Source organism: Streptomyces sp. WAC04114 (assembly GCF_019733245.1).
In the GTDB taxonomy this organism is placed as follows: Bacteria; Actinomycetota; Actinomycetes; order Streptomycetales; family Streptomycetaceae; genus Streptomyces; species Streptomyces massasporeus_A.
This window is the reverse complement of the sequence record NZ_JAIGQA010000215.1, coordinates 1-12,834: the sequence shown is the minus strand read 5'-3', so window position 1 is coordinate 12,834 and position 12,834 is coordinate 1. Positions and strand designations below refer to the sequence as shown.

General features: G+C 70.2%; 13 protein-coding genes. 4 read left to right on the top strand and 9 right to left on the bottom strand.

The genetic code is table 11. The features are described 5' to 3' along the window. The 5 genes from nuoE to K4G64_RS34685 form a co-directional block, all read right to left on the bottom strand. The coding region (gene nuoE / locus K4G64_RS34705) for an NADH-quinone oxidoreductase subunit NuoE (RefSeq protein WP_221759878.1) at positions 1-829 on the bottom strand (829 nt) is incomplete at its 3' end. Next, the gene (locus K4G64_RS34700) at positions 826-2,148 is read right to left on the bottom strand and encodes an NADH-quinone oxidoreductase subunit D (protein ID WP_142160732.1); all 1,323 of its coding nucleotides are present in this window, start codon (positions 2,146-2,148) and stop codon (positions 826-828) included. The genes K4G64_RS34700 and nuoE, both read right to left, overlap by 4 nt. Then, on the bottom strand, positions 2,145-2,885 hold the full coding sequence (locus K4G64_RS34695) for an NADH-quinone oxidoreductase subunit C (protein WP_221759877.1): 741 nt from the start codon (positions 2,883-2,885) through the stop codon (positions 2,145-2,147). The genes K4G64_RS34700 and K4G64_RS34695 overlap by 4 nt, the downstream gene beginning before the upstream one ends. Next, entirely contained in the window at positions 2,882-3,436 is a 555-nt protein-coding gene (locus tag K4G64_RS34690) for an NADH-quinone oxidoreductase subunit B family protein (RefSeq protein ID WP_007383964.1), read from the bottom strand. Before K4G64_RS34690 ends, K4G64_RS34695 begins: the two co-directional genes overlap by 4 nt. Positions 3,437-3,449: 13 nt before the next feature. Then, positions 3,450-3,809: an NADH-quinone oxidoreductase subunit A gene (locus K4G64_RS34685; RefSeq protein ID WP_003974383.1), complete on the bottom strand. Its 360-nt coding sequence runs from the start codon at positions 3,807-3,809 to the stop codon at positions 3,450-3,452. Positions 3,810-4,533: 724 nt separating this feature from the next. Here K4G64_RS34685 and K4G64_RS34680 point away from each other — a divergent pair. Next, positions 4,534-5,370 carry a C40 family peptidase gene (locus K4G64_RS34680; protein ID WP_221759879.1) on the top strand — a complete coding sequence of 279 codons (837 nt, stop codon included), beginning with the start codon at positions 4,534-4,536 and terminating at the stop codon, positions 5,368-5,370. A gap of 433 nt (positions 5,371-5,803) precedes the next feature. Here the strand turns inward: K4G64_RS34680 and K4G64_RS34675 are convergent, their stop codons facing one another. Next, positions 5,804-7,096 carry a geranylgeranyl reductase family protein gene (locus K4G64_RS34675; RefSeq protein ID WP_221759876.1) on the bottom strand — a complete coding sequence of 431 codons (1,293 nt, stop codon included), beginning with the start codon at positions 7,094-7,096 and terminating at the stop codon, positions 5,804-5,806. A gap of 99 nt (positions 7,097-7,195) precedes the next feature. On the opposite strand from K4G64_RS34675, the gene K4G64_RS34670 reads away from it, so the two are divergent. Beyond that, the gene (locus K4G64_RS34670) at positions 7,196-7,720 is read left to right on the top strand and encodes a GNAT family N-acetyltransferase (protein ID WP_221759875.1); all 525 of its coding nucleotides are present in this window, start codon (positions 7,196-7,198) and stop codon (positions 7,718-7,720) included. A 74-nt stretch (positions 7,721-7,794) separates the two neighbouring features. Further along, positions 7,795-8,142, top strand: coding sequence for a PASTA domain-containing protein (locus tag K4G64_RS34665; RefSeq protein WP_374206487.1), 348 nt, complete (start codon positions 7,795-7,797; stop codon positions 8,140-8,142). Between the two features lie 18 nt (positions 8,143-8,160). Here the strand turns inward: K4G64_RS34665 and K4G64_RS34660 are convergent, their stop codons facing one another. Beyond that, the gene (locus K4G64_RS34660) at positions 8,161-8,856 is read right to left on the bottom strand and encodes a demethylmenaquinone methyltransferase (protein ID WP_031105539.1); all 696 of its coding nucleotides are present in this window, start codon (positions 8,854-8,856) and stop codon (positions 8,161-8,163) included. Between the two features lie 893 nt (positions 8,857-9,749). Between K4G64_RS34660 and K4G64_RS34655 the strand changes: the two genes are divergently transcribed. Further along, positions 9,750-10,799 carry a chitinase gene (locus K4G64_RS34655; RefSeq protein WP_221759873.1) on the top strand — a complete coding sequence of 350 codons (1,050 nt, stop codon included), beginning with the start codon at positions 9,750-9,752 and terminating at the stop codon, positions 10,797-10,799. A gap of 55 nt (positions 10,800-10,854) precedes the next feature. Here the strand turns inward: K4G64_RS34655 and K4G64_RS34650 are convergent, their stop codons facing one another. Continuing rightward, positions 10,855-11,532, bottom strand: a complete 678-nt coding sequence (locus K4G64_RS34650; RefSeq protein ID WP_221759872.1) for a hypothetical protein — start codon at positions 11,530-11,532, stop codon at positions 10,855-10,857. Positions 11,533-11,539: 7 nt separating this feature from the next. Further along, entirely contained in the window at positions 11,540-12,739 is a 1,200-nt protein-coding gene (gene mqnC / locus K4G64_RS34645; RefSeq protein ID WP_030839983.1) for a cyclic dehypoxanthinyl futalosine synthase, read from the bottom strand. Positions 12,740-12,834 lie beyond the last annotated feature (95 nt).

Genomic DNA, 12,834 nt, shown 5'->3' with positions numbered 1-12,834 from the left:
GGTGGGAGGGGTCGGAGGCCGATGTGTCCTGCGGCGCGTCGTGCGAGCTCAGGTGCTCCGTCGGTGACGGCTCGTGCGGTGCCCCGGTCCGGGCCGCCTCACCGCGCGGGTGCACCACGCGTGCGGGAGAGGCCTCCCCCTTGGCGAGCTTCAGGCCGATCAGGGAGGCGGGCCCCGCGCTTCCGCCGGACTCCACGGCCCCGTCCCGCTCGTCGGGGAAGCCGGCCAGGATCCGGGCGGTCTCCTTGAAGGTGCACATGCGCGCGCCGCGGGTGGGCGTGACCGGCCGTCCCGCGCGCAGGTCGTCGACGAGGCTCTTGGCGCTGTCCGGGGTCTGGTTGTCGAAGAACTCCCAGTTGACCATCACGACCGGTGCGAAGTCGCAGGCCGCGTTGCACTCGATGTGCTCCAGGGTGACCTTGCCGTCGCCGGTGGTCTCGCCGTTGCCGACGCCGAGGTGCTCCTGGAGCTCCTCGAAGATCGCGTCCCCGCCCATGACGGCGCACAGGGTGTTGGTGCACACCCCCACCTGGTAGTCGCCGCTCGGCCGGCGGCGGTACATGGTGTAGAAGGTGGCGACCGCGGTGACCTCGGCCGTGGTCAGGCCGAGCACGTCCGCGCAGAACTGCATGCCGGTGCGGGTGACGTGCCCCTCCTCCGCCTGGACGAGGTGCAGCAGCGGCAGCAGGGCGGACCGGGAGTCGGGGTAGCGGGCGATGACCTCGCGCGCGTCCGTCTCCAGACGGGCCCGGACGTCGTCCGGGTAGGCGGGGGCGGGCAGTTCGGGCATGCCCAGGCTGACGCCCCGCTCGGAAGACGATGTGGTCACCGGTCGACGCCTCCCATCACGGGGTCGATGGACGCGACGGCGACGATGACGTCGGCGACTTGGCCGCCCTCGCACATCGCCGCCATGGCCTGAAGGTTGGTGAAGGACGGATCGCGGAAGTGGACCCGGTAGGGGCGGGTGCCGCCGTCGGACACGACGTGCACCCCGAGTTCGCCCTTGGGCGACTCGACCGCCGCGTACGCCTGTCCCGGCGGGACGCGGAAGCCCTCGGTGACCAGCTTGAAGTGATGGATCAGGGCCTCCATGGAGGTGCCCATGATCTTCTTGATGTGGTCGAGGGAGTTGCCGAGGCCGTCGGGGCCCAGGGCCAGCTGGGCCGGCCAGGCGATCTTCTTGTCGGCGACCATGACCGGGCCGGGCTGGAGCCGGTCCAGGCACTGCTCGACGATCCGCAGGGACTGGCGCATCTCCTCCAGCCGGATGAGGAAGCGGCCGTAGGAGTCGCAGGTGTCCGCGGTCGGGATCTCGAAGTCGTAGGTCTCGTAACCGCAGTACGGCTGCGCCTTGCGCAGGTCGTGCGGCAGGCCGGTGGAGCGCAGGATCGGGCCCGTCGCGCCGAGGGCCATGCAGCCGGCCAGGTCCAGGTAGCCGACGTCCTGCATACGGGCCTTGAAGATCGGGTTCCCGGTGGCGAGCTTGTCGTACTCCGGGAGGTTCTTCTTCATCTTCTTCACGAACTCGCGGATCTGGTCCACCGCGCCGGGCGGCAGGTCCTGGGCGAGTCCGCCGGGGCGGATGTACGCGTGGTTCATCCGCAGGCCGGTGATCAGCTCGTAGATATCGAGAATGAGTTCACGATCACGAAAGCCGTAGATCATGATCGTGGTCGCGCCGAGCTCCATGCCGCCGGTGGCGATGCACACCAGGTGCGAGGAGAGGCGGTTCAGCTCCATCAGGAGCACACGGATGATCGAGGCGCGGTCCGGGATCTGGTCCTCGATGCCGAGGAGCTTCTCGACGCCGAGGCAGTACGCCGTCTCGTTGAAGAACGGCGTCAGGTAGTCCATGCGCGTCACGAACGTGGTGCCCTGCGTCCACGTCCGGTACTCGAGGTTCTTCTCGATGCCGGTGTGCAGATAACCGATTCCGCAGCGGGCCTCGGTGACGGTCTCGCCGTCGATCTCCAGGATCAGACGGAGCACACCGTGGGTGGACGGGTGCTGCGGGCCCATGTTGACGACGATGCGCTCGTCGTCGGCCCGGGCCGCGGACTGGACGACCTCGTCCCAGTCGCCGCCGGTGACCGTGTAGACGGTGCCCTCGGTCGTCTCCCGAGGGGAGGCGTGGGAAGTGCTCATGAGTACGACCTCCGCTGGTCCGGAGCCGGGATCTGGGCGCCCTTGTACTCGACGGGGATGCCGCCGAGGGGGTAGTCCTTGCGCTGTGGGAAGCCCTGCCAGTCGTCCGGCATCATGATCCGCGTCAGGGCCGGGTGACCGTCGAAGACGATTCCGAAGAAGTCGTACGTCTCGCGCTCGTGCCAGTCGTTCGTCGGATAGACCTCGAACAGCGACGGGATGTGCGGGTCGCTGTCGGGGGCGCTGACTTCCAGGCGGATCACCCGGTTGTGGGTGATCGACCGCAGGTGGTAGACGGCGTGCAGCTCGCGGCCCTTGTCGTTCGGGTAGTGCACGCCGCTGACGCCCGTGCACAGTTCGAAGCGCAGGGCCGGGTCGTCGCGCAGGGTGCGGGCGACGCGGACGAGGTGTTCGCGCTCGATGTGGAAGGTCAGCTCGTCGCGGTCGACGACCGTCTTCTCGATGGCGTTGGCGGGGACCAGGTCCTGCTCCTCCAGGGCGCCCTCGAGCTCGTCGGCGACCTCGTCGAACCAGCCGCCGTAGGGGCGGCTCGCCGGTCCCGGGAGCCGGACCGAGCGGACCAGGCCGCCGTAGCCGGAGGTGTCACCGCCGTTGTTGGCGCCGAACATGCCGCGCTGGACGCGGATCTCCTCACCGCCCTGGCCGCGCTGGCCCGGGAGGTTCTCCGCGGAGAGGTCCTTCTCGGGGTTGACCCCGTTGCCGTTCGCGTCGCTCACCGCAGCAGCCCCTTCATCTCGATGGTGGGCAGCGCCTTGAGCGCCGCTTCCTCCGCCTCGCGGGCCGCCTCCTCGGCGTTCACGCCGAGCTTGGAGCTCTGGATCTTCTGGTGGAGCTTGAGGATCGCGTCCATGAGCATCTCCGGCCGGGGCGGGCAGCCGGGGAGGTAGATGTCGACCGGCACGATGTGGTCGACGCCCTGGACGATGGCGTAGTTGTTGAACATGCCGCCGGACGAGGCGCAGACCCCCATGGAGATCACCCACTTGGGGTTCGGCATCTGGTCGTAGACCTGCCGGAGCACCGGCGCCATCTTCTGGCTGACCCGGCCGGCGACGATCATCAGGTCCGCCTGGCGCGGCGAGCCCCGGAAGACCTCCATGCCGAAGCGCGCCAGGTCGTAGCGGCCCGCGCCGGTGGTCATCATCTCGATGGCACAGCAGGCGAGGCCGAACGTGGCCGGAAAGACCGAGGCCTTGCGCACCCACCCCGCGGCCTGTTCGACGGTGGTCAGCAGGAAGCCGCTCGGCAGCTTTTCTTCGAGTCCCATGACGTGTGGCCCCTCAGTCCCATTCCAGGCCGCCGCGCCGCCATACGTACGCGTACGCGACGAAGACGGTGAGCACGAAGAGCAGCATCTCCACGAGCCCGAAGATCCCCAGGGCGTCGAAGGTGACGGCCCAGGGGTAGAGGAAGACGATCTCGATATCGAAAATGATGAAGAGCATCGCCGTCAGGTAGTACTTGATGGGGAAGCGCCCGCCGCCGGCCGGCGTGGGGGTCGGCTCGATACCGCACTCGTAGGCCTCGAGCTTGGCCCGGTTGTACCGCTTGGGCCCGATCAACGTGGCCATGACCACGGAGAAGATCGCAAAGCCTGCCCCGAGGGCTCCCAGTACGAGGATGGGCGCATAAGCGTTCACCGCTCCTCGCTCCTCTCAGTCGGCACTGACTGCTGGCGGTTTGCATCGGGCTCACATCCGCCCCACCTGTCCCTCGAACCCCGCCCGCCCCGGCGAAGATCGGGAACATGTGAAGCAGGTCACAAGCCCAACCGCGTGCATCTTATGCCCGACGCTCTGTGATCTGCGACACGGGGTATTACTCAACCTTTGTGATCTCCACCACCTGACGATCGATCATGAAGTCGGATGAGCGGTGATCTTCACACGCGAAGCGTCCGAGTGATCACGAGAGGTGACATTTTGGCTCGTCAGTGCAGGCCGGAGGGGTCGTCTCAATATCAAGAGGGTTCTCTTGCATGCAAATTGGTGACGGACTTGATCTCTTGATAGAGGCGCGTTCACACATCAGGGGGCATGCGAGGCGGGGTGTGGACGCGTGCATGCGTTCACGATCTTCGCGGGGTCGTGACCCGGTCGTGATCCACGCACCGGGACGCGACCGGCGGGGCGGCCGTTCCGTGACCTCCGTCACATGGATGAGAGATCCATGAGAACGGGGCTTGGCCAATCAACCCAACCGATGGTAGGCGCGGGGCAATTCGGGCGTATTGATCAAACACCGTGATCACAGGCCGATCACGGGACGCCCGCAATGTCCGTTACGGCGTCAATAAGGGGGCTCGTTGGGGGGTTTTGGGGCCCTGGATGAACAACTGTGGCGCAGCACACGTTTCTTGAAGATATGAAGGAGCCCCTGGTACCGGTTATTCCCATGTCCCACACCGCTCACATACGCAGCCACCGGAAACCCCGCCGCAGCGCGACCTCTTCGATCGCCCTGCGCGCCGGCGTTGCCGGTGGCGTTCTCAGCATGGCAGCGGCGGGTGCGTCGGCCTCGGCGAGCGCCGCCGAGCCGGTGACGCAGACCATCGAACTGCCCACCCTGACGGCCGATATGTCCGCTCAGGTCGCCCAGTCCGCGGCCGCCACCCAGCAGGCCGCCGCGAACTACGAGCTGCGCGCCGAGCGTGACGCGGCCGCCGCCAAGGCCGCCGCGGAAGCCAAGAAGGACCTCGCCGCGGCGAAGAAGGCCGAGGCCAAGAAGGAGGCCGCCGAGGCCGCCCGCAAGGCCGCCGCCGAGCGCGCCGCGCGCAGCGCCGAGCGCACGACCCTCTCCGCCTCCGCCTCCGCGTCCACCTCGACGTCCGTGTCGGCGCCCGCCAGCGGCAGCGTCGCGACGGTCATCGCGTTCCTGAAGGCCCAGGTGGGCGACGCCTACGTCATGGGCGCCACCGGTCCCAACGCCTGGGACTGCTCCTCCCTCGTGCAGGCCGCGTACAAGCAGGTTGGTGTGGATCTGCCGCGCGTCTCGCAGGACCAGTCGATGGCCGGCACGGACGTGCCGCTGTCCAGCGTCCAGGTCGGCGACATCCTGTACTGGGGCGGCAAGGGCTCCGCGTACCACGTGGGCGTCTACATCGGGGACGGCCAGTACCTGGACGCGGCCAACCCGTCCAAGGGCGTCGTCATCCAGGACCTGTCGGGCTACCCGGCGTCGGGCGCGGTGCGCGTCCTCTGACGTCACGCGTCGTCTGACGTCACGCGTCCTCTGACGTCACGCGTCGTCTGACACGTCCGACACATGTGCAGGTTCGGGTCTGACGTCACGCGTCGTCTGACACGTCCGACACATGTGCAGGTTCGGGCTCGAGGGTCGTTGCCGCTGCGCGGCATCGGCCCTCCCGGCCTGTCCGGGGCCGTTCGGGCCCCGTAACCCCTCGGCCCGTCTCCGGGCCGCTCCAGGGGCCGTCAGGGCCCTCCTGGGGGCCACCCGGCATCCCGGCCCGCCCGTGCGCCCCCGTCACTCCGGCATCGTGCGCCCGAATTGTCACGGCCTGGCCGGGTGTTGACGCCGCGCCGGTCATTGCGTGTACGCACGGCGGCAGACGGCGGCCCGGCGCGCGTCGGTGGACGCACGCCGGGCCGCCGGCATCACGGAGTCGAACGCCCGGTCAGGCCTTGGGGGCCACCCTGCTCAGCCCGTTGATGATGCGGTCCATCGCGTCGCCGCCCGTCGGGTCGGTGAGGTTCGCGAGGAGCTTCAGGGTGAACTTCATCAGCATCGGGTGCGTGAGACCGCGCTGGGCCGCGATCTGCATGACCTTCGGGTTGCCGATGAGCTTCACGAAGGCGCGGCCGAGCGTGTAGTAGCCGCCGTAGGTGTCCTTCAGGACGCGCGGGTAGCGCTGGAGGGCCAGTTCGCGACTCGCCGGGGTCGGCCGGGCGTGCGCCTGGACGATGACGTCGGCGGCGATCTGGCCGGACTCCATGGCGTAGGCGATGCCCTCGCCGTTGAAGGGGTTCACCAGGCCGCCCGCGTCGCCGACGAGCAGCAGGCCCTTGGTGTAGTGCGGCTGGCGGTTGAAGGCCATGGGGAGCGCGGCGCCGCGGATCGGGCCGGTCATGTTGTCGGGGGTGTAGCCCCAGTCCTCCGGCATGGACGCGCACCAGGCCTTCAGCACCTCGCGCCAGTCCAGCTCCTTGAAGGAGTCGGAGGTGTTGAGGACGCCGAGGCCGACGTTCGACGTGCCGTCGCCCATGCCGAAGATCCAGCCGTAGCCGGGCAGCAGCCGGTCCTCGGCGCCGCGGCGGTCCCACAGCTCCAGCCAGGACTCCAGGTAGTCGTCCTCGTGGCGCGGGCTGGTGAAGTACGTGCGCACGGCCACGCCCATCGGGCGGTCCTCGCGGCGGTGCAGGCCCATCGCCAGGGACAGCCGGGTGGAGTTGCCGTCGGCGGCCACGACCAGTGGAGCGCGGAAGGTGACCTCGCGCTTGTCCTCACCGAGCTTGGCGTGCACCCCGGTGATGCGGCCCGTGCGCTCGTCCAGGATCGGCGCGCCCACGTTGCACCGCTCGAAGAGCCGGGCACCGGCCTTCTGCGCGTTCCGGGCGAGCTGCTCGTCGAAGTCGTCGCGCTTGCGGACGAGGCCGTAGTCGGGGAAGGAGGCGAGATCCGGCCAGTCGAGCTGGAGCCGCACCCCGCCGCCGATGATGCGCAGGCCCTTGTTGCGCAGCCAGCCGGCCTCTTCCGAGATGTCGATGCCCATCGCGACCAGTTGCTTGACGGCGCGCGGGGTGAGGCCGTCACCGCAGACCTTTTCGCGGGGGAACTCGGTCTTCTCCAGCAGGAGGACGTCGAGTCCGGCCTTGGCGAGGTGGTAGGCGGTGGTGGAGCCGGCCGGCCCCGCGCCCACGACGATCACATCGGCGGTGTTCTCGGAGAGGGGCTCGGTCACGACGGTCACGGCGGGATCTCCCCAAGTTCGAAATCTTGCGTGCCGACCGGCACTGGACATGGGCAGTCTATGCAGCAGCATTCATCACCCGGCTGAAGGGCTGCCTCCATGAATCGAGCTCTCCCCGCTGTGCGGCTTCGTGTCCCCACCCACGAGGACGCGTTCGCCTGGCACCGGATCTTCGACGACCCGGACGTCATGGAGTACCAGGGCGGCAGGGCCGCGGAACTCTCGGTCTACGAGGAGCTCACCGCCCGCCAGCGCCGGCACGACGCGGAGCTCGGCTTCTGCCTGTGGACCGTGCTCGACGAGTCGGGGCAGGTCATCGGCTTCACCGGCGCCCAGCCGTGGGAGCGGTCCTGGGGCCCGGCTGGGGAGATCGAGATCGGCTGGCGGCTGGGCCGGGAGCACTGGGGCAGGGGCTACGTCACCGCGGCCGCGCGGCAGACGCTGGAGCGGATGCGGGCCAGTGGCGTCCCGGGTGTCGTCGCGATGGTCGACGCCCGCAACAGCCGGTCGATCGCGGTGACCAGGCGCCTGGGCATGCGCCTCGCCGAGACCTTCACGACCCCGGCCTCGCGGCGGCAGGGGCACTGCTACCGGCTCGATCTCCAGACTGTTCACGGAGAGTAGTCGACTGTCACAGACCGACATCGGTCGCTTCCGGTCGGTGCGGGGCCGGAGTTACCCTTCCTGTACCGCTGGGGGTGACATCTGTGCAGATATCCCGCAAGACGCCCGAAGTGCGCGTACCGCGTCTGGTCGGCCTGATGGCCGTGGACGCGCGGGAGACAGCCCGGGCGCAGGGCCTCCTCCTCACCGCACCGGACCGGCCCGAGCTCCCTCTCGCCGTCGTCGACTACGTCGTACGCCAGTACCCGCAGCCCGGTGCCGAGGTGCCGCGGGAATCGGTGGTCTACGTGTGGTTCGACTTCGGCCCCGGCGAGGGCGGCGGAGGCGTGCACGAACCGCGGATCCCGCGTCCGCCCCGGGGCGGTCTCCAGCGCGAGCTGGACGAGCCGGGCGACCCGTACATGGTCCTCAGTTCGCCCTGAGGCCGACGGGCCCCGGTCTCACTCGGCCTTGAAGCCCCGGTGCAGGGCGACGATGCCGCCGCTCAGGTTGCGCCAGGCCACCCGCGACCAGCCGGCCTTGCCCAGCCGCTCGGCGAGGGCGGGCTGGTCGGGCCAGGCGCGGATGGACTCGGCGAGGTAGACGTAGGCGTCGGGGCTGGAGGACACGGCCCGGGCGACCGGCGGCAGGGCGCGCATCAGGTACTCGGTGTAGACCGTGCGGAACGGCGCCCACGTCGGGTGCGAAAACTCGCAGATCACGATCCGCCCGCCGGGCCGGGTCACCCGGAGCATCTCGCGCAGGCCCGCGTCGGTGTCCTGCACGTTGCGCAGCCCGAAGGAGATGGTGACGGCGTCGAAGGTGTCGTCCTTGAACGGCAGCCGCGTCGCGTCGCCGGCGGTGTACGGCAGCCACGGCTGGCGCTGCTTGCCGACCTGGAGCATGCCCTGGGAGAAGTCGCAGGGGACGACGTAGGCGCCGGTGCGGGCGAAGGGCAGCGAGGAGGTGCCCGTGCCCGCCGCCAGGTCGAGGATCTTCTGCGCCGGGCGGGCGTCGACCGCCTTGGCGACCTCCTTGCGCCATCGCCGGTCCTGGCCGAGGGACAGCACGTCGTTGGTCAGGTCGTACCGTTCCGCCACGTCGTCGAACATCGAGGCGACTTCGTGCGGCTGCTTGTCCAGGGATGCGCGGGTCACGGGCCCATTCTTGCAGCACCCCCTCCGGGCAGGAGGCGCGGCCGCCTCGCGCGGTCGTTGGAGCGCGGCGGCCTTGCCGGCGACGCGGTCCGTCCGGGAGGGCGCGCGGCGCCGGTCGCGGGTCGCGGGTGGTCGTGGTCATGGCGCGCCCCCGGTCAGTTGGCGCCGGCGGAGGCGGACGGGGACGAGGGGGTCGACGGGGACTAGGAGGTCGACGGGGACGGGGTGGTGCCGCTCGCGGCTTGCCCGGCCGGGGCCGACGGGGCGCCGCCGGGCCGGACTCCCGGGCCGCCGGGACCGCCCGGAACCTCTTCCGGCTGACCGCCGCCGGGCCCCGCACCCGCGAACGGCAGCAACTGCGACGGCGTCAGGGACGTGCCCCAGCCCAGGAAGGCCGCGCCGAGGACGGCCGCGTACCCGAGGCAGACGACCCCCAGGAAGAGGCCGGTCCGGCGCAGCGGCCGGGCGCGGCGTCCGGAGTTGCCGGGCGCGGTGTCCGGAGTTGCCGGGCGCGGTGTCCGGAGTTGCCGGGCGCGGTGTCCGGAGTTGCCGGGCGCGGTGTCCGGAGTTGCCGGGCGCGGTGTCCGGAGTTGTCAACGAACAGTGGGCCTTCGGCGGATGCGTTGCCGGGTTTGCGGCGGCGACCGCGAGGGACGCGGCTTTCGACGGCGGGCTCGGAATGCATTCCCCGGACAGTAGGGCGGCTTTATGTGCTCTAAACTCGGGTTTTCTTGTGAGGGGCCCATGAGAAACGACGAAGTTGTCCATTCTCCGAGAGTTCTCGGGAATGCCCGCGGAACTCGCCGCGCGCAACGGACCTCGTGAGACGTTTGCTGCCGGGAAACGTACTTCCTGTCCTACCCCCTGACCTCACGAGAACGGGAGCGCACGTCATGAGGAGTTACCGGAAATCGGCGGCGGCCGGGCTGGGCTGCCTGTTCGCCCTTGCCACCGCCGCATGCTCCGGGCAGGGCGACGCGGCCCCTCCGGCCTCCGAGGCCACCACGTCCGCCACGTCCGCCACGTCTCCCACGTCTCCCACGTCTCCCACGGCGAGGGCCACGGCCGGCACCTCGTACGCCCCGTACCTCAGCGCCACCGAGGCCGCCGGCACCGACTCGGCCGGCTCCCCCACCACGTACAACCTGGCGTTCGTCCTAGCCGACGGCGACGACTGCACCCCGCGCTGGAACGGCACGCACGCGATCGGCGATGCGAAGGTCACCTCCCGGATCGCCAAGCTCAAGGAGGGCGGCGGCCGGGTCCGGGTCTCCTTCGGCGGCGCCTCCGGCAAGGAACTCGCGGCGAACTGCGACAGCGCCGCGGAGCTGGCGGCGGCGTACGGCAAGGCCCTGGACACGGCCGGCACCACCCTCGCCGATTTCGACATCGAGGGCGACGAGCTCTCCGACTCCGCGTCCGTCGCCCTGCGTTCGAAGGCGATCGCGCGGTTGCAGGAGGAACGGACCGGTCTGGAGGTCTCGTTCACCCTGCCGGTGATGCCCTCGGGCCTCGACAAGGACGGCCTGGCGCTCCTCGCCTCCGCCAATGACAACGGCGTGCGGGTCTCCACCGTCAACCTCATGACGATGAACTACGGCTCCTCGTACGACGGTGACATGGGCGGCTACGCCCTCACCTCCGCCAAGGCCGCGCACACCCAGCTGAAGAAGGTCTTCGGCACGTCGGACGCGACCGCCTGGCAGGGCATGGCGCTCACCTCGATGATCGGCGTCAACGACGTCAAGAACGAGACCTTCACCCTCGCGGACGCCGCCGAGGTCCGGGCGTTCGCCGAGGAGAAGGGCATCGCCTGGGTGTCGATGTGGTCGACGGCCCGGGACCGGCAGTGCGCGAAAGGCTCCGACTCGACCAGGGCGGCGACGGATTGCAGCGGGGTGACGCAGAGGCCGGGGGCGTTCGGGAAGGCCTTCGCCGGCTGACCCGGGGGTGTTCGGCAAGGGGTTCGGGATGCGCGGCCGGCCCCGCGCCCGGGGATCAGCGGGCCCGGTACACCAGCCGCCCGGCCAGCACGGTCGCCACGCAGGTCGCCGCGCCGCGCTCGCGCAGGGCCGCCTCGTCGGGCACGTCGAACACGGCCAGGTCCGCCCGGCCGCCGACGGTCAACGGGCCGTGGACCGTGCCCGGGAGGTCGTACCCCTCCGCGAACGGGTCGAGGTCGGGCCGCTCCCCCAGCAGAGTGCCGGGCGCGCCGGTGGTCCCCACGACGGTCAGACCGGAGCGGGCGACGGCCGTGGCCACCAGCGGATCGCGGAAGCGGGCGCCGGGCGAGGCGACCGCGGTCGTGCCGTAGCGCAGCATCCGCTGCACACCGCGCCGCACGCTGCCCGACCAGCGGGTCTCGGTGAGGTCGCCCAGTGCGGCCAGCCGCTCGCCCCACAGGGGCTGTTCGCCCAGCTCGTCCGCTTCCCTCGGGTCGGGGTGATAGCAGTGGCGCAGCAGCCACAGCGGGTGCCACTGGCGCAGACCCGGGGTGAGCACGCCGGGCCAGCGCCGCACCCGCGCGCCGGGCGCGTCCTCGGCGACCTCGCCGTAGGTTCCTACGGCGATGACCCGGTCGCCGTCGACCGCGACGGCGCCGTCCACGACGGGTGCGTCCATGCCGGGTGCCGCGCCCGCCGGAAGGACCAGCGGGGCGGCGTGAATCGTCAGCACGGTCGGGTCAGTTGGGCGCCAGCAGCTTCAGCTCGGGGTGAGCCGTGCCGCCCTCGATGGCCGTGGAGGAGATGTGCGAGACGACGCGGTCGTCGACGGGGTCGTTCGCCGGGTCGTCGTGGACGACGAGGTGCTCGTAGGTGGTCGCCCGCTGGGCGGGCACCCGGCCGGCCTTCCGGATCAGATCGATGATCTCCATCCGGTTGGACCGGTGCTTGGCACCGGCCGACGACACCACGTTCTCCTCCAGCATGATCGAGCCGAGGTCGTCGGCGCCGTAGTGCAGGGAGAGCTGCCCGACCTCCTTGCCCGTGGTCAGCCACGAGCCCTGGATGTGGGCGATGTTGTCCATGAACAGCCGCGCGATGGCGATCATGCGCAGGTATTCGAAGAGCGTCGCCTGCGTGCGGCCCTTCAGGTGGTTGTTCTCGGGCTGGTAGGTGTACGGGATGAAGGCGCGGAAGCCGCCCGTGCGGTCCTGGACGTCCCGGATCATCCGCAGGTGCTCGATGCGCTCGGCGTTGGTCTCGCCGGTGCCCATCAGCATGGTGGAGGTGGATTCCACGCCCAGGTTGTGCGCGATCTCCATGATCTCCAGCCAGCGCTCGCCGGACTCCTTGAGCGGGGCGATGGCCTTGCGGGGCCGCTCGGGCAGCAGCTCGGCACCGGCACCGGCGAAGGAGTCGAGGCCGGCGGCGTGGATGCGCTGGATGGCCTCCTCCACGCTCACCTTGGAGATCCGGGCCATGTGCTCGACCTCGGAGGCGCCCAGCGAGTGGATCACCAGCTGGGGGAATTCCTTCTTGATCGCCGCGAAGTGCTTCTCGTAGTACTCGACGCCGTAGTCCGGGTGGTGCCCGCCCTGGAACATGATCTGCGTACCGCCCAGCTCGACGGTCTCCGCGCAGCGGCGCAGGATGTCGTCCAGGTCACGCGTCCAGCCCTTGTCGGTGGCCTTCGGCGGGGCGTAGAACGCGCAGAACTTGCACGCCGTGACGCACACGTTCGTGTAGTTGATGTTGCGCTCGATGATGTACGTCGCGATGTGCTCGGTCCCGGCGTACCGGCGGCGTCGTACGGCGTCGGCGGCGGCGCCCAGCGCGTGCAGCGGGGCGTCCCGGTACAGCACGAGTGCCTCGTCCGGGGTGATCCGCCCACCGGCGGCTGCGCGGTCGAGGATGGGCTGAAGGTCGGCCTTCTCGGTCACCGGGCGTCCCTTTCGTAAGGGTTGTGGACGGACCAGCCCAGCGTACGCCAGGGGTTCGGCGGGCTGGACGTCAGGCCGTGCGGGCGGGGCCGGGG